This is a genomic window from Streptomyces sp. NRRL F-5126 (genome assembly GCF_000721265.1).
Classification (GTDB): domain Bacteria; phylum Actinomycetota; class Actinomycetes; order Streptomycetales; family Streptomycetaceae; genus Streptomyces.
This window is the reverse complement of record NZ_JOFZ01000001.1, coordinates 156,170-182,441: the sequence shown is the minus strand read 5'-3', so window position 1 is coordinate 182,441 and position 26,272 is coordinate 156,170. Positions and strand designations below refer to the sequence as shown.

General features: G+C 71.5%; 23 protein-coding genes and 1 tRNA gene. 11 read left to right on the top strand and 13 right to left on the bottom strand.

Annotated features, from left to right (window positions below):
* Positions 1-29 precede the first annotated feature (29 nt).
* The 5 genes from IH48_RS0100810 (at position 30) to galK (ending at position 6,077) form a co-directional block, all read left to right on the top strand.
* Positions 30-1,760 (top strand): PQQ-binding-like beta-propeller repeat protein, encoded by a 1,731-nt coding sequence (locus IH48_RS0100810; RefSeq protein ID WP_030897640.1) that lies wholly within the window; start codon positions 30-32, stop codon positions 1,758-1,760.
* Positions 1,761-1,925: 165 nt separating this feature from the next.
* Positions 1,926-2,615, top strand: coding sequence for a helix-turn-helix transcriptional regulator (locus IH48_RS0100805; protein WP_030897638.1), 690 nt, complete (start codon positions 1,926-1,928; stop codon positions 2,613-2,615).
* A gap of 269 nt (positions 2,616-2,884) precedes the next feature.
* Entirely contained in the window at positions 2,885-3,928 is a 1,044-nt protein-coding gene (gene galT / locus IH48_RS0100800; RefSeq protein WP_030897636.1) for a galactose-1-phosphate uridylyltransferase, read from the top strand.
* Positions 3,925-4,887 (top strand): UDP-glucose 4-epimerase GalE, encoded by a 963-nt coding sequence (gene galE / locus IH48_RS0100795; protein ID WP_030897635.1) that lies wholly within the window; start codon positions 3,925-3,927, stop codon positions 4,885-4,887. Before galT ends, galE begins: the two co-directional genes overlap by 4 nt.
* The gene (gene galK / locus IH48_RS0100790) at positions 4,860-6,077 is read left to right on the top strand and encodes a galactokinase (RefSeq protein ID WP_030897634.1); all 1,218 of its coding nucleotides are present in this window, start codon (positions 4,860-4,862) and stop codon (positions 6,075-6,077) included. The genes galE and galK overlap by 28 nt, the downstream gene beginning before the upstream one ends.
* 644 nt (positions 6,078-6,721) lie before the next feature.
* On the opposite strand, the gene IH48_RS0100785 is transcribed toward galK, so the two are convergent.
* Entirely contained in the window at positions 6,722-7,168 is a 447-nt protein-coding gene (locus tag IH48_RS0100785; protein WP_030897632.1) for a GNAT family N-acetyltransferase, read from the bottom strand.
* 248 nt (positions 7,169-7,416) lie between these two features.
* On the opposite strand from IH48_RS0100785, the gene IH48_RS0100780 reads away from it, so the two are divergent.
* Positions 7,417-8,319, top strand: a complete 903-nt coding sequence (locus IH48_RS0100780; protein WP_030897630.1) for a response regulator transcription factor — start codon at positions 7,417-7,419, stop codon at positions 8,317-8,319.
* On the opposite strand, the gene IH48_RS0100775 is transcribed toward IH48_RS0100780, so the two are convergent.
* Complete coding sequence (locus tag IH48_RS0100775; protein ID WP_030897627.1) at positions 8,272-8,775, bottom strand: MarR family winged helix-turn-helix transcriptional regulator; 504 nt, start codon at positions 8,773-8,775, stop codon at positions 8,272-8,274. The genes IH48_RS0100780 and IH48_RS0100775 overlap by 48 nt on opposite strands.
* Before the next feature lie 157 nt (positions 8,776-8,932).
* Here IH48_RS0100775 and IH48_RS0100770 point away from each other — a divergent pair, with 157 nt between their 5' ends.
* Together IH48_RS0100770 and IH48_RS0100765 are read left to right on the top strand one after the other, a co-directional pair.
* Positions 8,933-9,760, top strand: coding sequence for a trans-aconitate 2-methyltransferase (locus IH48_RS0100770; RefSeq protein WP_030897626.1), 828 nt, complete (start codon positions 8,933-8,935; stop codon positions 9,758-9,760).
* Positions 9,760-10,137, top strand: coding sequence for a VOC family protein (locus IH48_RS0100765; protein WP_030897625.1), 378 nt, complete (start codon positions 9,760-9,762; stop codon positions 10,135-10,137). The genes IH48_RS0100770 and IH48_RS0100765 overlap by 1 nt, the downstream gene beginning before the upstream one ends.
* A 6-nt stretch (positions 10,138-10,143) precedes the next feature.
* Here the strand turns inward: IH48_RS0100765 and IH48_RS32870 are convergent, their stop codons facing one another.
* From IH48_RS32870 to IH48_RS0100750, 3 genes are all read right to left on the bottom strand, one after another.
* Entirely contained in the window at positions 10,144-10,515 is a 372-nt protein-coding gene (locus tag IH48_RS32870) for a Uma2 family endonuclease (RefSeq protein ID WP_324604271.1), read from the bottom strand.
* A 328-nt stretch (positions 10,516-10,843) separates the two neighbouring features.
* Entirely contained in the window at positions 10,844-11,539 is a 696-nt protein-coding gene (locus IH48_RS0100755; protein ID WP_420705439.1) for a TetR family transcriptional regulator, read from the bottom strand.
* Between the two features lie 580 nt (positions 11,540-12,119).
* Positions 12,120-13,133, bottom strand: a complete 1,014-nt coding sequence (locus tag IH48_RS0100750) for an acyl-CoA desaturase (RefSeq protein WP_030897623.1) — start codon at positions 13,131-13,133, stop codon at positions 12,120-12,122.
* A gap of 269 nt (positions 13,134-13,402) precedes the next feature.
* Here IH48_RS0100750 and ppc point away from each other — a divergent pair, with 269 nt between their 5' ends.
* Positions 13,403-16,138, top strand: a complete 2,736-nt coding sequence (gene ppc, locus IH48_RS0100745) for a phosphoenolpyruvate carboxylase (RefSeq protein ID WP_030897622.1) — start codon at positions 13,403-13,405, stop codon at positions 16,136-16,138.
* 99 nt (positions 16,139-16,237) lie between these two features.
* Here ppc and IH48_RS0100740 read toward each other — a convergent pair whose 3' ends face one another.
* Positions 16,238-16,699, bottom strand: coding sequence for a hypothetical protein (locus IH48_RS0100740; RefSeq protein WP_030897621.1), 462 nt, complete (start codon positions 16,697-16,699; stop codon positions 16,238-16,240).
* Between IH48_RS0100740 and IH48_RS37575 the strand changes: the two genes are divergently transcribed.
* Positions 16,592-16,987: a DUF397 domain-containing protein gene (locus IH48_RS37575; protein ID WP_420705428.1), complete on the top strand. Its 396-nt coding sequence runs from the start codon at positions 16,592-16,594 to the stop codon at positions 16,985-16,987. The genes IH48_RS0100740 and IH48_RS37575 overlap by 108 nt on opposite strands.
* Here IH48_RS37575 and IH48_RS0100735 read toward each other — a convergent pair.
* The 6 genes from IH48_RS0100735 to IH48_RS0100710 form a co-directional block, all read right to left on the bottom strand.
* Positions 16,912-17,964 carry a hypothetical protein gene (locus tag IH48_RS0100735; RefSeq protein ID WP_030897620.1) on the bottom strand — a complete coding sequence of 351 codons (1,053 nt, stop codon included), beginning with the start codon at positions 17,962-17,964 and terminating at the stop codon, positions 16,912-16,914. The two genes, IH48_RS37575 and IH48_RS0100735, sit on opposite strands and share 76 nt — an antisense overlap.
* A 122-nt stretch (positions 17,965-18,086) precedes the next feature.
* Complete coding sequence (gene pth, locus IH48_RS0100730; protein WP_030897619.1) at positions 18,087-18,683, bottom strand: aminoacyl-tRNA hydrolase; 597 nt, start codon at positions 18,681-18,683, stop codon at positions 18,087-18,089.
* A 154-nt stretch (positions 18,684-18,837) separates the two neighbouring features.
* Positions 18,838-19,431 carry a 50S ribosomal protein L25/general stress protein Ctc gene (locus tag IH48_RS0100725; protein ID WP_030897618.1) on the bottom strand — a complete coding sequence of 198 codons (594 nt, stop codon included), beginning with the start codon at positions 19,429-19,431 and terminating at the stop codon, positions 18,838-18,840.
* 197 nt (positions 19,432-19,628) lie between these two features.
* Positions 19,629-20,606 (bottom strand): ribose-phosphate diphosphokinase, encoded by a 978-nt coding sequence (locus IH48_RS0100720; protein ID WP_030897616.1) that lies wholly within the window; start codon positions 20,604-20,606, stop codon positions 19,629-19,631.
* Between the two features lie 130 nt (positions 20,607-20,736).
* The gene (gene glmU, locus IH48_RS0100715) at positions 20,737-22,185 is read right to left on the bottom strand and encodes a bifunctional UDP-N-acetylglucosamine diphosphorylase/glucosamine-1-phosphate N-acetyltransferase GlmU (RefSeq protein ID WP_030897614.1); all 1,449 of its coding nucleotides are present in this window, start codon (positions 22,183-22,185) and stop codon (positions 20,737-20,739) included.
* Between the two features lie 116 nt (positions 22,186-22,301).
* Positions 22,302-22,373 (bottom strand) — tRNA-Gln (locus IH48_RS0100710).
* A 287-nt stretch (positions 22,374-22,660) separates the two neighbouring features.
* Here IH48_RS0100710 and IH48_RS0100705 point away from each other — a divergent pair.
* Positions 22,661-24,070 (top strand): sensor histidine kinase, encoded by a 1,410-nt coding sequence (locus IH48_RS0100705; RefSeq protein ID WP_030897612.1) that lies wholly within the window; start codon positions 22,661-22,663, stop codon positions 24,068-24,070.
* Positions 24,071-24,107: 37 nt separating this feature from the next.
* Here IH48_RS0100705 and IH48_RS0100700 read toward each other — a convergent pair whose 3' ends face one another.
* Positions 24,108-26,156 (bottom strand): SpoIIE family protein phosphatase, encoded by a 2,049-nt coding sequence (locus IH48_RS0100700; RefSeq protein WP_030897610.1) that lies wholly within the window; start codon positions 26,154-26,156, stop codon positions 24,108-24,110.
* Positions 26,157-26,272 lie beyond the last annotated feature (116 nt).

Below are 26,272 nucleotides of genomic sequence, written 5' to 3'. Positions count from 1 at the left end.
CGCTCCCCGACCGACCGAGGACGAACGCCATGACGCAGCCACCTCAGCCGCCCACACCCCCGAACCAGCCGCCCGCAGGCGGGTTCGGCGCGCCGCAGCCCCCGCAGCCCCCGCAGCCCCCGCAGCCCCCGCAAGCCCCGCCGCAGAACCCGCCGTACGGGTATCCGCAGGGGCCGCAGAGCCCGCCCGGCTACGGCTACCCGGGCGGGCAGCCGCAGGCGTACGGCCCACCCGGCTACGGGTACCCGGCGCCCGCCGGCGCCTACCAGCAGCCGCAGCAGCCCCCGGCCGGAGGCGGCGGCACGGGCGGCGGTGGCGGCCTCACCAGGACGGAGCTGCGGATGATCGTCTCCGCGACCGTCGCCGTGGTGCTGATCCTCGCCGCCGGTGTCTGGTTCTCCAGGAGTGGCGGCGGCAGCGACGACAAGGGTGCGGGCCACCCCGCGAACAGCCCGGCCGGCGGCGCCGCGCACGCGGCCGGCGGGTCGGCCGCGGCGAAGGAGAAGGCGCCGGCGGACGTCCACGCGAAGGTGGCGTTCAAGGTGGCCATGCCGAAGGCGACCGACCTGCACAGCGTGTACGGGTCCTGGCTCACCGACAAGGTGTACGCGAAGTCGGGCCTGTCGAGCATCGTCGGCTACGACCCGGACAGCGGCACGCAGCAGTGGTCCGTCCCGCTGCCGGGTGACGTGTGCGCGGCGAGCCCGCACGTCAGCGACGACGGCAGGACCGCCGTGGTCTTCGACGGCGCCAAGCGCACCAAGAACAGCGCGCCCGAGGCCTGCACCCGGGTCGGCGTGGTCGACCTGTCGGCGGGTCGGCTGCTGTGGAGCAAGACGGTCAAGGTCCCGGGCGGCGACACGGACATCCGGTTCGACGGGGTCACCCAGACCGGGGACACCGTCGCCGCCGCCGGCACCTCGGGCGGCGCGGGCTTCGACCTGGCGACGGGCGAGGTCCGCTGGAAGCCCAAGGCGTCCACCACCGACTGCCACGACGCCGGGTACGCGGGCGGCGCACTGCTCGTGGCCTCGCGCCAGTGCGGGTTCGGCGACGACGCGCAGATCACCGTCGAGAACATCAACCCGAAGACCGGCGCCACGCTGTCCTCGTACAAGATGCCGCCCGGAGTCCAGGACGTGCACGCCGTCTCGACCGACCCGCTGGTCGTCGCGGCCGACGTGGGCGACACCGGTTCCGGCGGAATCTCCGACTTCTTCTCGCTCGACGCGAGGACCGGGAAGCTGAAGGCGAAGATCTCCGCCTCGGGCGACACGTACGCGGCCCGGTGCGAGGACGCCATGGAGAACTGCACGAACGTCCTCGCGGGCAACGGCAAGCTCTACCTGCCGACCGCCGAGCACGACGCGGGCGACGGCAAGGCGCTGGACCGGACGAACGAGATCGTCTCCTTCGATCTCGCCACCGGCAAGAGCACCGCGCAGCGCGCCGACGCGGGCAACGGGTGGACGGCGCGGCTGCTGCGCATGGACGGGCCGAACCTGATCGCCTACAAGACCGGCCCGTACAACAAGGGCGGCCAGGTCGTCTCCGTCGACGGTTCGTCGTTCAAGCAGACGACGCTGCTGCGCAACCCGTCCGACCGGGCCACCATCGAGGACGAGAACAGCTTCGCGAGCAACGGCACGGAGGTGCGCTACGCGGACGGGCGGCTGTTCCTCTCCGCGGTGTTCGTCGACAAGCCGCTGGACGCGCAGGATGCCGCCCACCCGCTGGTGATGGCGTTCTCGACCCGCTGAGCGGCGCCGGCGGTCGCGTGGCGGAAGGGGGCCCGCGGCGGCCCACGGGTCGGCAATCCGGGGGCTTTCGCCCGGTAGGGGGCGCGCTTCGCCGGGCTAGCGTGTAGCTTGCCGGGTCAGGAGACCGGGGGACCCAGGCCGCTGCGGCTGGGATGGGGGATGTCGATGGGCGTGCGGCTCATGGTGATCGATGATCACCGGTTGCTGGCGGAAGCGCTGGCCTCGGCGCTGAAACTGCGCGGGCACCGGGTGCTCGCGTCGGCGGCGCCCACGGCGGGCGCCGCGGAACTCGTCGTGAGCAGGGCGCCCGAGGTGTGCCTGATGGGCACGGCCGCGCCGGCCGAGCCGGGCGCGTTCGAGCCGATCGTCCGGATCAAGCGCGACCGCCCGCAGGTGGCGGTGGTCGTGCTCGGGCCCGTGCCGAGCCCGCGCGGCATCGCCGCCGCGTTCGCCGCCGGGGCGTCCGGATACGTGCGCCACGACGAGCGCATCGAGGGCGTCGAGCGGGCGATGGTGAAGGCGCGCGCGGGGGAGAGCGCGGTGGCGCCCGAACTGCTGCAGGCCGCGTTCGCCGAGCTGCTCAACCCGGTGGCGCCGCCCGACGACGAGGGCAGGCGGCTGCTCGCGATGCTGACGCCCCGTGAGGTCGAGGTGCTGGTCAGGGTCGCCGAGGGCGAGGACACGCGGGCGATAGCGGCGGGCATGGGCATCGCGCCCTCCACGGCGCGCACGCACGTGCAGCGCGTGCTGATGAAGCTGAACGTCGGCTCCCGCCTGGAGGCGGCGGCGCTCGCCGCCCGCACCGGGCTGCTGGACCGCGCGGAGCCGCTCCCGCTCGACGAGCGCCGCGCGTAACGCGGCGGAACGCCGGGGCATCCGGGACCGCACGCCGGGGCACCCGGCCGCCCGTCGGCATGCCCGTTCCCGTGAGCATCGCGCGCCGCGCTTCCCGTCGCAGCAACAAGGTGACGTTGTTTGTTGGTTCGTGATCGGATTAGTCGCGCGAATGTCGCGCGAATTGTGTGTTCTCCCTTGACGCCGCTGGTCCATCAGGGTTTCCATGTGTGCGATTATGTTGGTATGTGTTGCGTGCGAGGTCCGTCGCACACCGAGCAGGAGAGATCATGAAGAAGACGGTGACCACGCTCGCCGACGGCCGTGAGCTCATCTACTACGACCGCCGCGACGACGCCGTGCGCGACGCCGCCGACGAGCGCCCGCTCGGGCAGGTCGCCACGTCGTCGCAGGTCCGGCGCGACGCGCTGCTCGGCGACGCCGTCGCCATCGCCTCGCACCGCCAGGAACGCACCTACCACCCGCCGGCCGACGAGTGCCCCCTCGACCCCTCGCGCGGCGGCAGGCACACCGAGATCCCCGACTCCGACTACGACGTCGTCGTCTTCGAGAACCGGTTCCCCTCCCTGTCGGGCGACTCGGGGCGCTGCGAGGTCGTGTGCTTCACCTCCGACCACGACGCGTCCTTCGCCGACCTCAGCGACGACCAGGCCGCGCTCGTCCTCGACGTGTGGACCGACCGCACCGCGGAGCTCGCCGAGCTCCCGCAGGTCGCGCAGGTCTTCCCGTTCGAGAACCGGGGCGCCGAGATCGGCGTCACCCTCGCCCACCCGCACGGGCAGATCTACGCCTACCCCTTCGTCACCCCGCGCACCTCGCTGATGCTGCGCTCCGCAGCCGACCACCGCGCCGCCACGGGCCGCAACCTCTTCGAGGACGTCGTCGCCCGCGAGCAGGCCGACGGCGAGCGGATCGTCCTGCAGACCGAGCACTGGACCGCCTTCGTCCCCTACGCGGCGCACTGGCCCTACGAGGTCCACCTCTACCCGGCCAGGCGCACCGCGGACCTGCGCTCCCTCGACGACGGTGCCAGGGCCGAGTTCCCCGGCGTCTACCTGGAACTGCTGCGCCGCTTCGACCGGCTCTTCGGACCCGGCCACCCGCGCACCCCGTACATCTCCGCCTGGCACCAGGCGCCGTTCCGCGCGCCAGGGCGCGACGAATACGCCCTCCACCTGGAACTTTTCACGATCCGCCGCACGTCCGACAAGCTGAAGTACCTCGCCGGTTCCGAATCCGGCATGGGCGTGTTCATCAACGACGTGCCGCCGGAGGCGGCGGCGCGGCGACTGCGAGAGGTGGCGAGCGAGTGAGCGCCGAGAAGTACCTGGTCACGGGCGGTGCCGGCTACGTCGGGAGCGTCGTCGCGACGCACCTGCTTGAGGCCGGGCACCGGGTGACCGTGCTCGACGACCTCTCCACCGGCTTCCGCGAAGGCGTCCCCGAGGGTGCCGAGTTCGTCGAGGGCCGTGTCCAGGACGCCGCCAGGTGGCTGGACGGATCGTACGACGCGGTCCTGCACTTCGCGGCCTCCTCGCAGGTCGGCGAGTCCGTCGTCAAGCCCGAGAAGTACTGGGACAACAACGTGGGCGGCTCCATGGCGCTCCTCGCGGCCATGCGCTCCGCCGGCGTGCGCCGGCTCGTCTTCTCCTCCACCGCCGCCACCTACGGCGAGCCCGTCTCCACGCCCATCACCGAGACCGACCCGACCGCTCCCACCAACCCCTACGGGGCCACGAAGCTCGCCGTCGACCACATGATCGCGAGCGAGTGCGCCGCCCACGGCCTCGCCGCCGTGTCCCTGCGCTACTTCAACGTCGCCGGCGCGTACGGCGCTGCGGGGGAGCGGCACGACCCCGAGTCGCACCTCATCCCGCTCGTGCTCCAGGTAGCCCTCGGCACCCGCGAGTCGATCTCGGTGTACGGGGACGACTACCCGACGCCCGACGGCACGTGCGTGCGCGACTACATCCACGTCGCCGACCTGGCCGAGGCGCACCTCGCCGCGCTCGCCGCGGCCGTGCCGGGCGAGCACCTGGTGTGCAACCTCGGCAACGGCAACGGCTTCTCCGTCCGCGAGGTCATCGACACGGTGCGCAAGGTGACGGGCCACCCGATCCCCGAGGCGGCCGCCGAGCGGCGTGCCGGGGACCCCGCGGTACTCGTCGCGTCCGCGCGCACCGCCCACGAACGCCTCGGCTGGACACCGGCCCGCGCCGACCTCGCGGGCATCGTCGAGGACGCATGGAACTTCACACGGAGGAACGCGTGACGAACGGCGAAACGGCCGCGACGACCGCCGCGACGGCGGCCGCCGGGGAATTCGGGCGGCTGTACGGGGCGGAGCCCGAGGGCGTCTGGGCGGCGCCCGGCCGCGTGAACCTGATAGGCGAGTACACCGACTTCAACGACGGCTTCGTGATGCCGCTCGCGCTGCCGCACACCACGGTCGCCGCCGTCTCGCGCCGCACCGACGGCGTCCTGCGCGTGCACTCGGCCGACGCGCCCGAGGGCGTGGTCCGGCTGGACATCGCCGGCCTCGCCCCGCGCTCGGAGTCGGGCGGCTGGGCCGCCTACCCCGCGGGCGTCGTCTGGGCGCTGCGGGAGGCGGGGCACGCCGTCACCGGCGCCGACATCCACGTCACGTCGACGGTGCCGACCGGCGCGGGCCTCTCGTCGTCCGCGGCGCTCGAAGTCGCCACGGCGAAGGCCCTGAACGACCTCTTCGGCCTCGGCCTGCCCGAGGCCGAACTCGCCGTGATCGCCCAGCGCGCGGAGAACGACTTCGTCGGCGTCCCCTGCGGGATCATGGACCAGATGGCGTCCGCCTGCTGCCAGGAGGGCCACGCCCTGTACCTGGACGCCAGGGACCTCACGCAGCGCCAGGTCCCCTTCGACCTCGTGTCGCAGGGGCTGCGCCTGCTCGTCGTGGACACCCGGGTCAAGCACGCGCTCGGCGACGGCGCCTACGCCGAGCGCCGCGCCGGCTGCGAGGCCGGCGCGCGTGCACTAGGCCTGCGGGCGCTGCGCGACCAGCCGTACGAGCAACTCCCGGACGCACTCGCCCGCCTGGAGGCGGCGGGGCAGCCGGAGAACGTCGTCCGCTACGTGCGCCACGTGGTGAGCGACGACGCGCGCGTCGAACGCGCCATCGCACTCCTCGACGCCGGCGACATCCGCGCCACCGGCCGCATCCTCCTCGACGGGCACGCCTCGCTCCGCGACGACCTCCGGGTCTCCTGCCCGGAGTTGGACCTCGCGGTGAGCTCTGCGGTGGCCGCGGGGGCGCTCGGCGCGCGGATGACGGGCGGCGGCTTCGGCGGTTCCGCGGTCGTCCTGATCGAGGCGGCGGACGCCGCACAGGTGACGAAGGCCGTCGAAGCGGCCTTCGCCGAGGCGTCGTTCACGGCACCGAGAATCTTCGAGGCGACACCGTCGCAGGGGGTCCACCGCCTGCACTGACGCGGCCGCGTGGACCCGCGCCGGGCGTGGCGCAGGACACGGCCCGCATCACGCGCGCCGTGTCCTGGCCGCTCGCCGCTCCGGGGCCACGATGCCGACGGCCGCCCGGGCCTGTCCGCGTCGAGGGGCCCGCCCCGGGCCCGGAGTGACGCGCCGGACCGCCTTGCCCGCTCCTGCCTGCCCCGCGTCGTCGGCCGGCCCCAGTATCCGGCCCGCCCGCGTCGCTGGGCTCGTCCTCCGCGCCGCCACGCGCCGCCGCGGGCCGCCCCGCGCTGCCCCGGGGTTACGGTGCCAGCGTCCGTCCGCAGCCGGGCCGAACCGGCCCGCGCCGACCGGGCTGCCCGGCGCCCCCTCCCACCGGCCGCGCCGCGCGGGGCCGACGCGGGACCGGCCCGCGTCACCCGGGGCCGCGTCGGGCCGCCCGCGCCGTCGCGCGTCGCTCCCGGGCCATGGCGCCGACAGGCACCCCGGGCCTGTCCGCACCCGAGTGGCCGCCCCCGGGCTTGGGGCGATGCCCCGACCGCCTTGCCTGACCGTCCCGTTCCGCCTGCTCCCAGCCTGCCCGCGCCGGCCGGGCTGCCCGGCGCGATCGTCCATCGGGTCGCGCCCGGCGCCACGCGCGGGCGCGGCGCGCGACACTCGCGTCAGCCGAGTCGTTTCACCAGCGTGTACTCCGTGATTCCCGGCGGGTAGTCCTCGATCTCCGCGACCACCTCGTAGCCCTGCTTGACGTAGAACCCCGGGGCCTGGAAGTCCCACGTCTCCACCCTGCTGCGCGCGCAGCCGCGCTCCTCGCGTGCGACGCGCTCCGCCTCGGCGAGCAGCCGCGCGCCGAGGCGGGCGCCGCGGTGGCGGCCCTCCACCCACAGCAGCTCCACGTGGAGCCAGCGCGCCCAGGTACGGCCCGTCAGACCGCCCGCGAACAGCCCCGTGGCCTCCTCCGACAGCCAGATGTGCAGGGGCACTTCGTCCTCCTGCGGGGTGCCGCGCAGCGCCCGGAGCGTCGGTGAGCGCTGGGTGTTCGTCTCTCGCAGACGCTCCCGGAGCAGCATGTGCCGGTCCCTGTCGGCCTTCGTCTCCATTCGGAACATACGCCCCACACTAAGCACGGAGATCGGCCAGTTCTGCGTTTTCCCTTCCGCTCGCGGCCCCCACCCGTACCCTGATGTCCAGCACCGGTGGGGGCCGGTGCTGATCAGGGGTGAAGTCGGTCGGGCGCGACGCCCGGGGTGGGTCGGCGGTCTCGGACGGCGGCGGCCGCACCGAGGACCGGCGGACCCGCGTGCCGGGCGCCGCGCCGTCGTCGCTTTCGCTCCCCGCCTTATGGGGGTGTCCTTCAGTGGTACGCATCAGGGTGTTGGTGGTCGACGACCACCGGATCTTCGCAGAATCGCTCGCCGCCGCCCTGGCGGCCGAGCCCGATGTCGAGGTGGCGGCCGCGGGCAGCGGCCCGGCCGCCCTGCGCTGTCTCGAACGGGCGGCGGCCGAGGGCCGCCGTTTCGACGTGATGCTGGTCGACGCCGACCTCGGCGCGGCCCGCCCGGGCGCGGGCCCCTTGGCCGGGGTGCCGGCCACCCGCAGACCCGCGCCGGGGCACGCCGGCCGCTCGTACGCGGGGCCTTACGCGACCGCCACGGCCGCGACGACCGCCGCGGCCGCGGCCGGCGGCGCGCAGCCCGCCGCCCGGGGCGTTCAGGAGCCCACGGGCGAGCTGGTGTTCGTGGACGGGCTCTCGCTCGTCGCGGGCGTCAAGGCGGCACGTCCGTCCGTCCGCACCGTCGTGCTCGCCGAGCGCGACGACCCGCGCCGCGCCGCGCTCGCGCTCCAGGCCGGCGCGTCCGGCTGGGTCGCCAAGGACTGCTCGCTGCAGCGGCTGCTCGCCGTGGTCAGGGGCGTCCTGCGGGACGAGACGCACCTGCCGCCCGCGCTGCTCACGGGCGTGCTCAAGGAGCTGACGGCAGCGCGCAAGCACCGCACGGAGAGCGAGCGCCTGGTCGAGTCGCTGACGCCGCGCGAGCGCGAGGTGCTGCGCTGCATGGTCGCGGGCCTCGGCCGCAAGGCCGTCGCCGAGCGGCTGTTCCTCTCGCCGCACACCGTCCGCACACACATGCAGAACGTGCTCGGCAAGCTCGGCGTGCACTCCACCCTCGCCGCCGTCGCGCTGGCGCGCAGGGCCGGGGTCGGCCCCGCCGAGCTACCCGGGCCCGGGGACGTTGTCGAACGGGGCGGTCAGCTGGCGTAGCAGGCCCGCCAGCTCCGCACGCTGCGCGCGCGACAGCTCGGCCAGGAGTGCGCGCTCCTGGTCGAGCAGCCCGGCCAGCGCCTGGTCGGCCCGGTCCTGCCCCTCGCCGGTGAGCCGGACGAGCACGCCGCGCCGGTCGTTGGGGTCAGGCAGCCGCTCGACGAGGCCCTTCTTCGTGAGCCTGTCGATGCGGTTGGTCATCGTGCCCGACGTGACGAGGGTCTGCGTGAGCAGCTGGCCGGGGGAGAGCTGGTAGGGCGCGCCCGCGCGCCTGAGGGAGGTCAGTACGTCGAACTCCCACGGTTCGAGGGCATGCTCGGTGAACGCGAGCCGGCGTGCGCGGTCCAGGTGCCGGGCGAGCCTGGACACGCGGCTGAGCACCTCGAGCGGTTCCACGTCGAGGTCGGGGCGCTCCCGGCGCCATGCTGCGACCAGTCGGTCGACCTCGTCCTCCATGACGGTCAGTGTAATTGGTGCCTCGACATGAAGTCTCTTGACGTCAAGATATCTGCGGGTGCAGTCTGGTGCCGCACCGGCGCCGCCACCTGGGCCGGCGACGGCCCCGGCCGGCCCGACACCCCGGCCCACCAGCGGCAGAACCGGAGGCACAGCCATGCCCGCACACCCCGCGCCCGCCTGGGACCCCGCCCAGTACCTGCGGCACGAAGGCCACCGCACCCGCCCCTTCCTCGACCTCCTCGCCCGCGTCCAGGACCCGGCGGACCGCACAGGCCCCCTCCGCATCGCCGACATCGGCTGCGGCGCGGGCAACGTCACGGCGCTGCTCGCGGGCCGCTGGCCCGACGCCCGTATCACCGGCATCGACTCGTCACAGGCCATGCTGGACCGCGCGCGCACCGAGTACGGCGGCCCCACGCCCGGCGGCGGCTCCATGGAGTTCCACGAGGACGACGCTGCCACCTGGACACCGGAGAAGCCCTACGACCTGATCGTGTCGAACGCGGCCTTCCAGTGGGTGCCTGGCCACCTCGCGTCGTTCCCCCGCTGGCTCGACGGCCTCGCGCCGGGTGGCACGTTCGCCTTCCAGGTGCCCGGCAACTTCGACTCGCCGAGCCACACGATCCTCGCCGGCCTGTGCGCGTCACCGCCGTGGCGCGACCGCCTCGGCGGCGTGCGGCGCTTCCACCCCGTACGGGACCCCGCCGAATACCTCACGGCGCTGCTCGGCCTCGGCTGCGCGGCCGACGTGTGGGAGACGACGTACCTCCAGGTCCTGCACGGCGAGGACCCCGTACTCGACTGGGTGAAGGGCACCGCCCTTCGCCCGGTCCTGACGGAACTGGCCGACGACGCCGACGCCGTGGCCGCGTTCACCGAGGAGTACCGGGCGCTGCTGCGGGAGGCCTACCCGCCGACCCCGCACGGCACGGTCTTCCCCTTCCGCCGCCTGTTCGCCGTCGCGCGCAAGGACGCCGCCTGATGGCCGCCGCCGCGCTCGACCACGTTCAGCTCGCCGCGCCACCCGGCAGCGAGGACGCGCTGCGCGCCTACTACGCGGGCGCGCTCGGCATGACAGAGGTGCCCAAGCCGCCCGCGCTCGCGGCGCGCGGCGGCTGCTGGTTCCGCGACGGTGACGCCCACCTGCACCTGGGCGTCGAGGAGGACTTCCGCCCGGCCCGCAAGGCCCACCCGGCGCTGCGGGTGGACGGCATCGACGCGTACGCCGCCCGCCTGACGGCCCACGGCGCCGACGTCACCTGGGACGACACGCTCCCGGGCCACCGGCGTTTCTACACCCACGACCCGGTCGGCAACCGGCTGGAGTTCCTGGAGCCGGTCGCACAACCGGACGTCTGAGCCCGGTCAGAGCGTGCGCAGCGCGGCCGGGGAGATGTCGATGTCGATGTCGAACGGCTCCGTGAGCTTCAGCCGGTCGTGATAGATGCCGGTCAGCGCGTAGGCCTGCGTGAGCGTGTCCAGGACGTACACGTGGACGACCGGGTGATGGTCGCTGCCGGCCTTCTCGACCAGCCAGAAGTGAGGGATGCCCGCCCTGGCGTACTTCACGGGCCTGGTCTCCCGGTCCCGTGACTCGGAGTCGGGCGAGACGACCTCGACGGCGAGGGACACGTCCTCCGGGGTGCACCTCGCCCACTCGGCCAGGCCGCCTTCCTCGGCGGCCGCCCGGAGGACACACACGTCGGGTACCAGCGCGTTGCGCCGGTTCAGGACCACCGTCAACCCATGCCGGACACGTACCTCGGAAGCAGCTCTGCTCGCTCGCGACGATGATGCTCGCGTCGATCAGCTCGGTGCGGGACGGGAGATCCGGGATCGTGAACAGGTCGTCCGTGCTGTAGCCGTCCACGGGTGGCCGCTGCCAGCGAGGAGTGCTGTCCTGCGGGGGCTCGGCGTTGGCGGCGTCCGTCATGGTTCCCATGGACGGGACGCCAGGGCCTCGCCTCCCAGCGTAGCCGCCGCTTCCGGAGGCGTCACCGCAACGAGTGATCGACACGGTCGGGGCCGGAATGCAGAGCATGCATACCCGCAGGCGCCGCACGCCTCACACCTTGCGATGCCCTATCATCCGCGGCTTCGCCTCCAGGTTGCCCAGGCCGTGCCAGGCCAGGTTCACCAGGTGCGCCGCGACCTCCGGCTTCTTCGGGCGGCGCGCGTCCACCCACCACTGGCCCGTCAGCGCGACCATCCCCACCAGCGCGTGCGCGTACAGCCCCGCCAGCTTCGGGTCGAAGCCTCGGGCCTTGAACTCCAGGCCCAGGATGTCCTCGACCTGCGTGGCGATGTCGCTGATCAGCGACGCGAACGAGCCCGTCGACTGCGCCACCGGCGAATCGCGGACCAGGATGCGGAAGCCGTCCTTGTACGTCTCGATGTAGTCGAGCAGCGCGAACGCCGCCTGCTCAAGCAGCTCGCGCGGGTGGCCCGCCGTCAGCGCGCCCGTCACCATGTCGAGCAGCTGGCGCATCTCCCGGTCCACGACGACCGCGTACAGGCCCTCCTTGCCGCCGAAGTGCTCGTAGACGACAGGCTTGGAGACCCCGGCCTTCGCCGCGATCTCCTCCACCGACGTGCCCTCGAAGCCCTTCTCGGCGAAGACCGTGCGGCCGATGTCGAGCAGCTGCTGGCGGCGCTCGGCGCCGGTCATGCGGACCCGGCGCGCACGCCGGGCGGGGGCGGGCCGGCCACCGCCGGCACCGTTCGCACTGTTCGAACTCGTGTCGGTCGCCACGATCGCCATCATGCCGTATCGGGCCCCGCGGGCGGCGGGCCGCGGGGCCTGGACACTCGCGCCCTGGGGCCTGCGGCCAGGGCTTGGCCGATCACCCGCGCGAAGGCCCGGGCCTCGGCGCACGGCCCAGGTCCCTGCCCCGAGGCACGCCCAGGCTCGGCGTGAGGCCCGCGCCCGGAGCCTGCGGACGAGCCCGCGCCCCGGCGCACGCGCCCGGGTCGGGGCTCCTGGGCCCGGCCGCGTGGCCTCGCCCGCACGGCCTCCGGGGCCCAGCGCGGAGGCACGGGGCGCATGCCCTGGACCCCTGGGCCCGCGGCCGGGGCCAACGGCCTGAAGCCCGGGGCCCGCGGCCCGCACTCGGGGCTTCGGCCCGGTGGTCCGGGGTCCGCGCATGACCTGCGCGAGGCCCGCCCGGGACCCAGCGCGTGGTGCGCGGGGCCCGCATCCTGGTGCCCGAGGCCCGGAGGGCTCCCACCCGGGGCTCCAGCCCGGTGGCCTGGCGCCCAGGCCCTGACTCGGCCCCCGCCCGGGCCGTGGCGCGGGTCCGTCACATGCGTGGGGCGCGGGCCTGCGGCCCGCGCCCCACGGCTCACGCCGCGCTCGACGGCGCCACCGCGCGCTTCGAACGGATACGCGACGCGCTCGGCCACCTCACGTCGTGCGCCCAGCCGAACCGCTCGAACCAGCGGATCAGCCGCGCACTGGAGTCGAGCTGCCCGCGCAGCACCCCGTGGCGCGCGCACGTCGGGTCCGCGTGGTGCAGGTTGTGCCACGACTCGCCGCACGACAGGACCGCCAGCCACCACACGTTGCCGCTGCGGTCGCGCGACTTGAACGGGCGCTTGCCCACCGCGTGGCAGATCGAGTTGATCGACCACGTGACATGGTGCAGCAGCGCCACCCGAACGAGTGACCCCCAGAAGAACGCCGTGAACGCGCCCGTCCACGACCAGGTCGCCAGGCCGCCCACCAGCGGAGGCACCAGCAGCGACACCACCGTCCACAGCGCGAACTGCCGGGAAACCGTCCGAATGGCGGAATCCTTGATCAGGTCGGGCGCGTACTTGTGCTGCGGCGTCTGCTCCTCGTCGAACAGCCAGCCGATGTGCGCCCACCACAGGCCCTTCATCAGCGCCGGCAGCGTCTCGCCGAACCGCCACGGCGAATGCGGGTCGCCCTCCGCGTCCGAGAACTTGTGGTGCTTGCGGTGGTCGGCGACCCACCGCACCACCGGGCCCTCCACCGCCAGCGAGCCCATCACCGCCAGCACGATCCGCAGCGGCCGTTTCGCCTTGAACGAGCCATGCGTGAAGTAGCGGTGGAAACCGATCGTGATGCCGTGGCAGCCGATGAAGTACATGGCCGCCATCAGCGCCAGGTCCAGCCAGCTGATCCCGCCCCACCGCCAGGCCAGCGGGATCGCCGCGACCAGCGCCACGAACGGGACGAAGATGAACAGCAGCAGCGCGAGCTGCTCGACGGAGCGTTTCTTCTCCCCGCCGAGCGTGGCGGCGGGCAGCGGGTTTCCGCCGGGGAGCGGTCCACCGCCTGACGGCGCGGGGTCGGGAGCGGAGTCTTCGATCACTTCGGGGCTTGTCGACATGGGGATCCCCTGGGGTGAGTAATACGGCAGTTGCCCGGATACGGGTGCGTAACCTACGGCATCGTAAGTATCGCAGCGCGCACCGTCGCCACAAGAGGACGAAGAACCGTCGAAGAACCACTGGAAAACCTCGGGCCCCTGGCACCTATCCTGGGTCCGTCGGACAGCGCGGTCCGCACGGACCGGCTGCCGCGCACCACGGCGGGCAGGCGGTCTGAAGCCTCCAGTACCCCTCCAGACGTGCTCAAACACTGCAAGGAGCCGCACCTGTGAGCAGTGCCGACCAGACCCCGAACCCCGCCGCCAGCGCCGAGCTGCGCTCGGACATCCGCCGACTCGGCGACCTCCTGGGCGAAACACTCGTACGACAGGAGGGCCAGGACCTCCTCGACCTCGTCGAACGCGTCCGCGCCCTCACCCGCGAGGACGGCGAGGCCGCCGCGTCCCTCCTCGGGACGACCGACCTCGACACCGCGGCCAAGCTCGTCCGCGCCTTCTCCACGTACTTCCACCTCGCCAACGTCAGCGAGCAGGTCCACCGCGGCCGCGAACTGCGCGAGCGCCGCGCCGCCGAGGGCGGCCTCCTCGCCCGCACCGCCGACCGCCTCAAGGACGCCGACCCCGAGCACCTGCGGGAAACCGTCCGCAACCTCAACGTGCGCCCCGTCTTCACCGCGCACCCCACCGAGGCCGCACGACGCTCCGTCCTCAACAAGATCCGCCGCATCGGGGAACTCCTCGAAACCCCCGTCAACCCGTCCGACCGGCGCCGCCACGACCTGCGCCTCGCCGAGGCCATCGACCTGATCTGGCAGACCGACGAACTGCGCGTCGTACGTCCTGAACCCGCCGACGAGGCACGCAACGCGATCTACTACCTCGACGAACTCCACGCCGGCGCCGTCGGCGACGTCCTGGAAGACCTCACCGCCGAACTCGAACGCGTCGGCGTCACGATGCCCTCCGGCACCCGGCCCCTCACCTTCGGCACCTGGATCGGCGGAGACCGCGACGGCAACCCGAACGTCACCCCCGACGTCACCCGCGAAGTGCTGATCCTCCAGCACGAACACGGCATCACCGACGCCCTCGAACTCATCGACACCCTGCGCGGGCAGCTGTCCAACTCCATCCGCTACACCGGCGCCACCGAGGAACTCCTCGACTCCCTGTCGACGGACCTACAGCGCCTCCCGGAGATCAGCCCACGCTACAAGCGCCTCAACGCCGAGGAGCCCTACCGGCTCAAGGCCACCTGCATCAGGCAGAAGCTCGTCAACACCCGCGAGCGCCTCGCCCGCAACACCCCCCACGAGCCGGGCCGCGACTACCTCGGCACCGCCGAACTCCTCGCCGACCTCACGCTCATCCAGACATCCCTGCGCGAATACCGCGGCGGCCTGTTCGCCGACGGCCGCATGGACCGCACCATCCGCACCCTCGCCGCGTTCGGCCTGCAACTCGCCACCATGGACGTGCGCGAGCACGCCGAGGCCCACCACCACGCGCTCGGCCAGCTCTTCGACCGGCTCGACGAGGAGAACTGGCGCTACGCCGACATGGCCAGGGAGAACCGGCAGAAGCTCCTCGCCAAGGAACTCCGCTCCCGCAGGCCCCTCGCCTCCACCCCCGCACCGCTCGACGCCGCCGGCGCCAAGACCCTCGGCGTCTTCCTCACCATCAAGCAGGCACTCGAACGCTTCGGCCCCGAAGTCATCGAGTCCTACATCATCTCCATGTGCGCGGGCGCCGACGACGTGTTCGCCGCCGCCGTCCTGGCCCGCGAAGCCGGCCTCCTCGACCTCCACGCCGGCTGGGCGAAGATCGGCATCGTGCCGCTCCTCGAAACCACCGAAGAGCTGCGCGCCGCCGACGTCATCCTCGACGAGATGCTCTCGGACCCCTCCTACCGGCGGCTCGTCTCCCTGCGCGGCGACGTCCAGGAGGTCATGCTCGGCTACTCCGACTCGTCCAAGTTCGGCGGCATCACCACCTCCCAGTGGGAGATCCACCGCGCCCAGCGCCGGCTGCGCGACGTCGCGCACCGGCACGGCGTGCGCCTGCGCCTCTTCCACGGCCGCGGCGGCACCGTCGGTCGCGGCGGCGGCCCCTCGCACGACGCGATCCTCTCCCAGCCGTGGGGCACCCTCGAAGGCGAGATCAAGGTCACCGAGCAGGGCGAGGTCATCTCCGACAAGTACCTCATCCCGTCACTCGCCCGCGAAAACCTCGAACTGACCGTCGCCGCGACCTTGCAGGCATCCGCCCTGCACACCGCGCCCCGCCAGTCCTCCGAGGCACTCGCCCGCTGGGACGCCGCCATGGACACCGTCTCCGAAGCCGCCCACCAGTCCTACCGGCGCCTCGTCGAGGACCCCGACCTGCCCCCCTACTTCTACGCCTCCACCCCCGTCGACCAGCTCGGCGAACTCCACCTCGGCTCCCGGCCCTCCCGCCGCCCCGACACCGGAGGCGGACTCGACAGCCTGCGCGCCATCCCCTGGGTCTTCGGCTGGACCCAGTCCCGGCAGATCATCCCCGGCTGGTACGGCGTCGGCTCGGGCCTCAAGGCCCTGCGCGAAGCCGGACTCGACTCCGTACTCGACGAGATGTACGAGCACTGGCACTTCTTCCGCAACTTCATCTCCAACGTCGAGATGACCCTCGCCAAGACCGACCTGCGCATCGCCCGCCACTACATCGACACCCTCGTGCCCGAGAACCTCAAGCACGTCTTCGGCGACATCGAGACCGAACACGCCCTCACCGTCCAGGAGGTCCTGCGCATCACCGGCGGCGAGAAGCTCCTCGACTCCAACAAGGTCCTCCAGCAGACCTTCGCCATCCGCGACGCCTACCTCGACCCCATCTCCTACCTCCAGGTCGCCCTGCTGGCCCGCCAGCGCAAGGCCGCCGAGACCGACGAAGCCCCCGACCCGCTGCTGTCCAGGGCACTGCTCCTGACCATCAACGGCGTGGCCGCGGGCCTGCGCAACACCGGCTGACGCCGGCGCCCGCCGCATGGCGCGGGGCCGTACGGGTCCGTCCCGTACGGCCCTGCGCCGCGTCGGCACCTGGCCTCGCGCGCGTCACGTCCCGCGCCCTCACAGCAAGAAGAACGTCGCCACCAACTGCGCCGCGCCGATCCCCGTCAGGATCAGCCCGAACCGCCCCAGCCGCATCCCGCCCGCGATCACGAGCCCCGCCAGGAGCAACGCCCCGCCCAACGGCACCCACGCGTGCACGGAGCCGGCCAGATCGCTGCGCACCACCTCATGCGTCCCCGGCTTCACCACGGCAGGGAAGCGATCCCCCTTGCGCGCCGCAACCGACTCCTCGATCGTCATGTCCGACACCGGAGCGGCGGGCCCGTCCGCGTCGAACGACCCGGCACACGTCTTGTCCCCGCACGCCGTCACCGCATACACGCCGTGCTGACGCCCCTTCGACAGCAGCACGTGCTGCGCGTCGCTCCACGACGCGTACCCGCCGCCGAGGCACAGCAACAGCGCCACCAGCGCCATCACGACGGATCTGCCTGCCGATATGCCGGAACTCGAAGACATGGCCGGATCCTTGGCCATGCCCTACCCCTACGTCAAACGCCTCGTGCCCGGCTGTCCCGGCTGCTGCGCGCGAGCGGGTCGTACAGCGGGGGAGACGGTGGCGCCTGCCTCGAAGTGGCCGACGGCGTACCCGGCTTCGTACCCGTACGCGACAGCAAGCGCGCCGACGGCAGCAATCCTGTTGGGACGGCCGGAGCAGAGCCGGAAGCCGGTCAGCCCGGCAACCACGGACGAATCGACGCCGGCGGATGGGGCGCAGCCCGGCTCTCCCGCTGGAACGCGCGGTAGAAGCCGCCCATCATCGCGGCCACCGGCGCGTGGCGGACCAGCAGCGCGGCCACCGGCGCCGGCACGCCCTCCGGGCGTACCCCCCGGGCGCAGGCGTGCACGAACGCCTTGCGTTCCTCGGGGGAGTGGCCGTAGAGAGCGACGGCCAGCCAGTTCACCAGGTGGGTGACGCTGTAGCACTCGTCGTAGGTGCGGTGCTCGTCGAAGAAGTCCCGCTCGTCCTGCGTGAGTTCGAAGCGGGAGGAGATCGCGAGGCCGTAGTCGGCGAAGAAGAGCCGCCCGCCGTCGGTGAGGATGTTCTCGAAGTGAGCGTCGAAGTGCAGCAGCCCGCGGCCGTTCATGAACGAGATACCGGCTCTCAGCTCGTCGTCCACCATGGCGCAGGCCCGCTCGGCCGCCTCGTCACCGGCCTTGATCTGGACATCCAGCCAGTCGTGCAGGTTCTGCGGGATGTACTCGAGGAACAGCAGGATGCTCGCCGTGGACTGCCGCACGCCTTCGATCCGGCGGCGTATCGCCGACCCGCCTCCCCAGTAGGTGACGGCTCGCTCCACATCGGCCAGTTCCTCGGGAAGAGGCTGACCGGAGTCCGGGAGCACCCGCCAGTGGTACATCAGCGGGAAGCCCTCGTACTCTCCCGCGACCACCCAGTTCGTCGTCATGGTGTGCACGGCCAGCTCCCGCCAGGCCCCGAACCCCGGGGTGCCGATGGCACCGACGCCGTAGTGGCAGAAGGCCGGCAGATCGAAAACGTTCGCTGTGGAGTGCATGTGCTCCGGCCGCCGTTCCCGATCGGTCAGCCGCACCTGCTTGACGAAGACCGGCGTCCCCTCGACCTCAAGCAGGACCGTCCTCCCGCCGATGCCCGAACCCAGCGGCGTGCCGGAGGCCACGAGCTCACGCAGACCCCGGTCACTGCGCAGCGCCAGCGATGTCGAGACGGCACCGTGGGCCGCCAGACGAGCACCGGCGGACATGTCAGGGTTCCCCACCACCTACGCCTCCCACCGTGCCCGCAGCTTGCTCAACGCCTTGAGTGGACACCGTCCGTGGGGCCGGAAGCCATCCTGCCCCGCGAGACGGGCACCGCGCAGCGGCCCTACGAGTTGTACGTCGACTGCGCCCGCTCAAGACCCTCAAGCAGCAGCGCCTCCACCGCGTCCGCCGCGCGGTCCACGAAGTAGTCGAGCTCCTTGCGCTCCGTGGACGAGAAGTCCTTCAGCACGAAGTCCGCCACCTGCATGCGGCCCGGCGGCCGGCCGATGCCGAAGCGCACCCGGTGATAGTCGGGGCCCATCGCCTTCGTCATCGACTTCAGGCCGTTGTGCCCGTTGTCGCCGCCGCCGAGCTTCAGCCGCAACGTGCCGTAATCGATGTCCAGCTCGTCGTGCACCGCCACGACACGCGCCGTGTCCACCTTGTAGAAGTCACGCAGCGCCGACACCGGGCCACCCGACAGGTTCATGAACGACGACGGCTTCGCCAGCACCACCCGCCGGCTTCCAGGACCCATCGGGCCGAGACGGCCCTCAAGGACCTGCGCCTGCGCCTTCTGTGCCCGCCGATACGACCCGCTCATGCGGCCCGCCAGCAGATCCGCCACCATGAAGCCCACGTTGTGGCGATTGGCCGCATAACCCGGGCCCGGATTGCCGAGGCCCACCACCAGCCACGGTGCGGATTCGTCCGTCGTCATCGCCAACAACCCTCGTAGCTCGTCATCCGTACGCGACGCACGGAACCTGCGGGAAACAACACGTCACGCGAAGTGAACCACCACCGGCACGCGTACGGGGCGGGCGGGCCCCGATGGGCCCGACCCGCCCCGTACCGAGCGCCAAGCGCCGGACTCAGGCCTCCGCGGCCTCTTCCTCGCCCTCGGCGGACTCCTCGGACGGCTCCTCCGCCTGCGCGGCCAGCACCTGAAGGACCACGGCCTCCTCGTCCGTCACCAGCGTGGTGCCCGACGGCAGCGTGACGTCCTTCGCCAGCACCGAGTCACCCGCGGCCAGACCCTCCACGGAAACCGTCACGGACTCCGGGATGTGCGTCGCCTCGGCCTCGACCGACAGCGTGCTCAGCACGTGCTCCAGCAGGTTCTGGCCCGGGGCGAGCTCGCCCTCGGTCAGGATGTTGATCTCGACCGTGACCTTCTCGCCCCGCTTCACGGCCAGCAGGTCGACGTGCTCGATGAAGCCCTTCAGCGGGTCACGCTGCACGGCCTTCGGGATCACCAGCTCGTCGCGGCCGTTGATGTCCAGGCTCAGCAGCACGTTCGCCGTCTTCAGCGCCATCATCAGGTCGTGACCGGGCAGCGTCACGTGGACCGGGTCGGCGCCGTGGCCGTAGACAACGCCGGGAACCTTGTTCTCGCGGCGGACACGGCGGGCAGCACCCTTGCCGAACTCGGTACGGATCTCAGAAGCGAGCTTCAGCTCAGCCATGACAGGCAACTCCTCGAAAGGTGACGGACATAACCACTCACACGTCACCCGGCCTCGAACAGGCCTGCTACAAGGAGCGCGCGCCGATAACGGACCACCGCACAGAAATGCGGCCTCCCTCGCCGAGCGACTCCACGAGTCTACCCGGCCAGGAAGGCCGCCCAGAAATCGATCTCCGCCGACTCTGCTTCCGCCGGCTACTCCTGCTCCTCGAAGAGGCTCGTCACCGAACCGTCCTCGAACACCTCACGCACCGCACGCGCGATCGTCGGCGCGATCGACAGCACCGTGATCTTGTCCAGATCCAGCTCACTCGCCGTCGGCAGCGTGTTCGTCAGCACGAACTCACTCACGCGCGAATTCTTCAGCCGGTCCGCAGCGGGACCCGACAGCACGCCGTGCGTCGCCGTCACGATCACATCCGCCGCACCGTGCGCGAACAGCGCGTCCGCCGCCGCACAGATCGTCCCGCCCGTGTCGATCATGTCGTCGACCAGGACGCACACCCGGCCCTCCACGTCACCGACCACCTCGTGGACCGTGACCTGGTTCGCCACATCCTTGTCACGCCGCTTGTGCACGATCGCCAGCGGCGCTCCCAGACGATCGCCCCAGCGGTCCGCCACCCGCACCCGGCCCGCGTCGGGAGACACGATCGTCAGCTTCGAACGGTCCACCTTCGCGCCCACGTAATCCGCCAGTATCGGCAGCGCGAACAGGTGGTCCACAGGACCGTCGAAGAACCCCTGGATCTGGTCCGTGTGCAGGTCCACCGTGAGGATCCGGTCCGCACCCGCCGTCCTGAACAGATCCGCGATCAGCCGCGCCGAGATCGGCTCACGCCCACGGTGCTTCTTGTCCTGCCGCGCATACCCGTAGAACGGGACGATCACCGTGATCGAACGCGCCGAAGCCCTCTTCAGCGCATCGATCATGATCAACTGCTCCATGATCCACTTGTTGATCGGAGCCGTATGGCTCTGGATCAGGAAGCAGTCCGCGCCACGTGCCGACTCCTGATAGCGCACATAGATCTCGCCATTCGCGAAATCGAACGCCTTCGTCGGAACGAGCCCGACACCCAACTGGCCGGCAACCTCCTCCGCCAACTCGGGGTGGGCGCGGCCGGAAAAGAGCATCAGCTTCTTCTCGCCGGTCGTCTTGATCCCGGTCACAGCACAGACTCCTCAGACGTGTCGGATGCCGCCGCACCCGCACATACCAGGACCGGTACCTGCGAGCCAGCCGAATCGTGCACACACACCGTACGCGAGACCCCGGCGCCAGGCGCTGGTCAGCCCCTCGTCAGACGCCGTTGGCCGACCCGCCACCCGCCGCCTCCGCGGCCCGCGCCGCAGCCGAACCAGGACGCTTCCGAGCCACCCAGCCCTCGATATTCCTTTGCTGGCCACGGGCCACAGCCAACGAACCGGGCGGCACATCCTTCGTGATCACCGACCCGGCGGCCGTGTAGACCCCGTCCCCGACCGTGACAGGCGCCACAAACATATTGTCCGACCCCGTGCGGCAGTGCGACCCCACTGTCGTGTGGTGCTTCCGCTCGCCGTCGTAATTCACAAACACGCTCGCGGCACCGATGTTCGTGAAATCACCGATCGTCGCATCCCCCACATACGACAGATGCGGCACCTTCGACCCCTCACCCACCGACGCGTTCTTCAACTCCACATACGTACCGGCCTTCGACCGCACACCCAACCGCGTACCCGGCCGCAAATAAGCGAACGGCCCCACAGAAGCCCCCTCACCCACCACCGCACCATCGGCCACCGTGTTGTCCACCCGAGCCCCCGCACCCACAACCGTGTCGTGCAACCGCGAATTCGGACCCACCTCAGCACCCGCGCCCAGGGACGTCGACCCCGACAACTGCGTGTTCGGATGCACAACCGCATCAGCCTCGAACGACACCGACACATCCACCTGCACCGACGCCGGATCCACCACCGTCACACCCGCCAGCATCGCCCCCACGAGCAACCGCTCATTCAGCAGACGCCGCGCCTCGGCCAACTGCACCCGGTTGTTGATCCCCAGGATCTCCCGATGATCACCCGCCACCGACGCACCCACCCGATGCCCCGCCTCCCGCAGGATCCCGAGCACATCCGTCAGGTACTCCTCACCCTGACTGTTGTCCGTACGCACCTTCCCCAGCGCATCCGCCAGCAGCCGGCCGTCGAACGCGAACACCCCCGAATTGATCTCACGGACCGCACGCTGCGCGTCACTCGCGTCCTTGTGCTCCACGATCGCCGTCACCGCGCCGTTCGCACCGTCCCGGACGATCCGCCCGTAACCCGTCGCATCCGGCACCTCGGCCGACAGCACCGTCACCGCATTGCGATCCGCCTCATGCGTCTCGACGAGCGCGGCGAGCGTCCCGCCGGACAGCAGGGGCGTGTCGCCGCAGACCACGACCACGACCCCGTCCGGCACGGAACCCAGCTCCGCCAGGCCGGTGCGCACCGCGTGCCCCGTACCGTTCTGCTCGGCCTGGTACGCCGTACGCACGCCCTCGAACGCGTCGGTGACATGCTTCTCGACCTGCTCGCGCGCATGCCCCACGACGACGACGAGCTCCTGCGGATCGAGCTCGCGCGCGGCGGACACGACGTGCCCGACGAGCGAGCGCCCGCAGATCTCGTGCAGAACCTTCGGGGTCTTCGACTTCATGCGCGTGCCTTCCCCCGCTGCGAGGACGACGACGGCGGCCGGGCGAGTGACGCTCACGGTGGGCCCTTCGGCTGTTCATGTGCTGGGACGGTCGCAGCTTAGCGGGGAGGGGTGGGCGTGAACACGCGAACGGGTCCCGGCTGCGTGTGCAGCCGGGACCCGAGCCTCGCAGGCTCCCCCGTCAGGATTCGAACCCGAACAGATGGCACCAAAAGCCACAGTGCTGCCAATTACACCACGGGGGAATATAGGCGACCAAACCGGACATTGCCTTCGCCGGTCGCTTGTGCACTGGACACTATGCCGTACCACCGGCCCCCGATGCGACGGCAATGGCCAGTGCTGTCCGCTACGGACGATTCGCAGACGCCCGCGGTAGCCCTCGGGTTGGCCGGAATGCCGGCCTCCGGCGTGAGTGCGGGAGTGGTTCACCAGTTCGAGCGAACGGAGAAGCGTTCCGTCGAACATGTGCGCGGCGTTTTACCGGCCGGTCACCGAAAAATGGGGTGCGTCCGCCTTTAGGCTGGAGGACATGACCACAACGGGGGCAGACCGGGACGCCGTGGGAGGGACCACCCGCGGTTACTGGTGGTGGGAGCGGCGGCGCAGTGCCGCGCTTGATGTGGGGCTGGCCGTGGTGTCCGCCTTCGAGTGCGCCGTGGAGGGGGTCAGGTTCGCGCAGACGTCGTCGCTGCCTGTGCCTTTGTGCGTGCTGCTCGGGCTGATCGCGGGTGCTGTGCTGCTGGTGCGCAGGCGCTGGCCGTATGCGGTGGTGCTGGTGGGCGTGGCGGTGACGCCGGCCGAGATGGGGTTCGTGCTGGGCCTGGTGGGCCTGTACACGCTGGCGGCGTCGGAGGCGCCGCGGCGGATCATCGCCGCGTTGACGGGGATGTCGTTCGCGGCGACGTTCATCGTGACGTTCGTGCGGACGCGGCAGGACATGGGGTATCCGGGGTTGCACTCGGATCCGTGGTACGTGCCGTTGCTGGCTGTGCTGGTGTCCGTGGGGTTGTCGGCGCCGCCGGTGTTGCTGGGGCTGTATGTGGGGGCGCGGCGGCGGCTCATGGAGAGTCTGCGGGAGCGTGCGGACAGTCTGGAGCAGGAGTTGTCGCTGCTGGCCGATCGTGCGGAGCAGCGGGCGGAGTGGGCGCGTACGGAGGAGCGGACGCGGATCGCTCGTGAGATGCATGACGTGGTGGCGCATCGGGTGAGTCTGATGGTGGTGCACGCGGCGGCGTTGCAGGCGGTGGCGTTGAAGGATCCGCCGAAGGCGGTGAAGAACGCGGCGCTTGTGGGGGATATGGGGCGGCAGGCGTTGACGGAGTTGCGGGAGATGCTGGGGGTTTTGCGGTCGGGGGAGGCGGTTGCCGCTCGTAAGGCCGCCGGTGCGGACGCGGGAGTGGCCGGGGATACGGCCGGGTCCGACGGTGCCGGCGGTGTCGGCGATGAGCGGCGTGCGGTGCCGTTGGCGGCGGTGGGGGCGGCGGCTGCCGCTGCGGCGGCCGCGGCGGCGGAGGACGGGCCCTGTCTGGCGGACATCGAGGGTCTTGTGGGGCAGTCGCGTGATGCGGGGATGGTGGTGGAGCTGCTGGTGCAGGGGGAGGCGCGGGTGTGTGCGCCGGAGGTGGAGCAGACGGCGTACCGGGTGGTGCAGGAGGCGTTGACCAATGTGCACAAGCATGCCGGGGGCGCCGAGGTGATGGTGCGGTTGGCGTATCGGGGTGCCGAGGTGGCGATGCAGGTGGAGAACGGTCCGTCGGTGGCGGGGGTGGCGGATGCGGGTCTGCCGTCGGGCGGTAACGGTCTTGTGGGCATGCGTGAGCGGGTGACCGCGCTGGGTGGTGTGTTCGTGTCGGGAGCGACGGACGCGGGCGGGTTCCGTGTGTCGGCCGTGTTGCCGGATGCGGTGGCGGGTGTGTCCGAGGTGCGGTCGTCGGCCTGAGCGGGCGTCGTGGCCGAAACGCCGGCGCGCGGCGTTGTCAGTCGCGGACGAGCGGTATGTCGCACCAGACGGCCTTGCCGTTGCCGCGCGCCGTGACGCCCCATGCGGTGGCGAGTTCCTCGACGAGTACCAGGCCGCGTCCCGACGTGGATTGTTCCGTGGCGCTTCGGCGCCGGGGTGGGGCGGATGAGGTGTCGGTGACGGTGAGGCGGAGGGTGCGCCTGTCGGTTTCGACGGGTGTGGCGGTGAGGGTGACGGTGCCGTGGGTGTGGAGCAGGGCGTTGGTGGTGAGTTCGCAGGCGAGGAGTTCGGCGGTGTCGCGGAGTGGTTCGAGTGACCATTGGCGCAGGGCGGTGCGCAGGGTGCGGCGGGCGGTGTGGAGGCTGTCCGGGTTGTTGCGGCTGATGGAAACGGTGATGCGCGGGGTGCGTGTTGCGGTGGGTTTGTGGGTGGTTCGGCGCAGGAGCAGGAGTGCGACGTCGTCTTCCTCTCCTGTGCAGGTGGCCATGGTGTTGATGAGGTGGTCGGCGAGTGGGTCCGGGTCCTGGGGGCCTGTTCGCAGGGTGTTGAGGAGTCTGGTGTCGGTGTCGATGCCGGCTGTGCGTGTTTCGAGCAGTCCGTCGGTGTACAGCAGCAGGGTGGCGTCGGGTTCGAGGGTGGTCTCCGTTTCCGGGTAGGTGTGGAAGCCGGTGGGTTCGGTGAGGCCGAGGGGGAGGCCGCCGGCGGTGTCGATCCAGGCGGCGCCGTTGCCGGGGCGGCGCAGGGCGGGCGGTGTGTGTCCCGCTCGTACGGTGACCATGCGTCCTGTGGCGGGGTCGAGGTGGACGAGGATGCAGGTGGCGAGGCGGTCGGTGTCGGATTCGGCGAGGAATGCGGAGGTGCGGGCCATGATGGTGGCCGGCGGGTGGCCTTCGTCGGCGTAGGCGTGGAGTGCGATGCGTAGTTGGCCCATGACGGCGGCGGCTGTGACGTCGTGTCCTTCGACGTCGCCGACGACGGCGACGATCTGGCCGCCGGGCAGGAGGATGGCGTCGTACCAGTCGCCGCCGACGTCTCCCGGGGGGTGCGCGGGGCGGTAGCGGACGGTGAGGTCGACGCCGGGTACGTGGGGCATGGTCTGGGGGAGCATGGCCGCTTGGAGTCCGCTGGCGAGTTCGTGTTCGCTGTCGTAGAGCAGGGCGCGTTGGAGCGATTGGGCGATGGTGGTGCTGACGGCGGTGAGCACGGTCTGTTCGTCCTGGGTGAAGTGTGCTTTGCCGTTGTAGGAGAGTCCGATGGCGCCGATGGGTGAGCCGTGGGCGATGAGGGGCAGGTAGGCGGCGGCGGTGGCGTCGGGGATCTGGGCGAGCAGGGGCCGCAGGGCCGGGTATTTCTCGATGTACTGCTCGCGGCTGGTGATGAAGACGGGTTCGCCGGTGCGGATGACGTCGCTGAGGGGGAGTGGTTCGTCGAAGCGTCCGAGGTGGACGTTCTGCACCCAGTTGTCGGGCAGGTTGTTGGATCCGGCGGGTACGACCCGGCCGTCGTCGACGAGGCCGAGTGCGATGGTGGCGGCGCCGAGTTGGTGGAGGAGTTCGGTGCTGGTGACGGCTTGTGCGACGTCGCTGACGGTGACGGCGCCGGCGAGCGCCTCGTTGAGCGAGCCGGCGATGGCGGCTTGGCGGCGCCGGTCGCTGCGTGCCTTGCGTACTTGTTCCGTCTGGTCGACGGCGAGGAGTTCCTGGCTGGCGTCCCTGATGATGCCGATGACGCGGGAGGGCCGGCCTTGCCCGTCGGAGACGACTCGGCCTTGTGTGTGGGTCCAGCGCAGTGAGTTGCCGGGGAGCCGTACGCGGAAGTAGAGGCTGAAGCTGGTTCCGTCCGCGAGTGCGCGTTCGACGCGTGCCTGGACGGCGGGGAGCTCTGTGTCGACCATGCGTTCACCGAGGGTTTCGAGCCTGCCGTCCCATTCGTGGGGGCTGATGCCCATGACGGCGAGGCCGGCGTCGTTGTACCGCATCACCCCGGTGTTCACGTCCCAGAGGAAGACGCCCATGCCGTTGGCGCTGAGCGCGGTCTGGGCGACGCGCCCCGATTCGCTGATCATGGGAGGTCCGCCGCTCGGTTCGCGGAAGGTGTGCATCGCGGCCTCCCGGGCTGGCTCGCGTCGGCGTCCGCCCCGCTCCTGGGGAGCGTTCCGGGTGGGCGGGTGTCGCCCGTTCC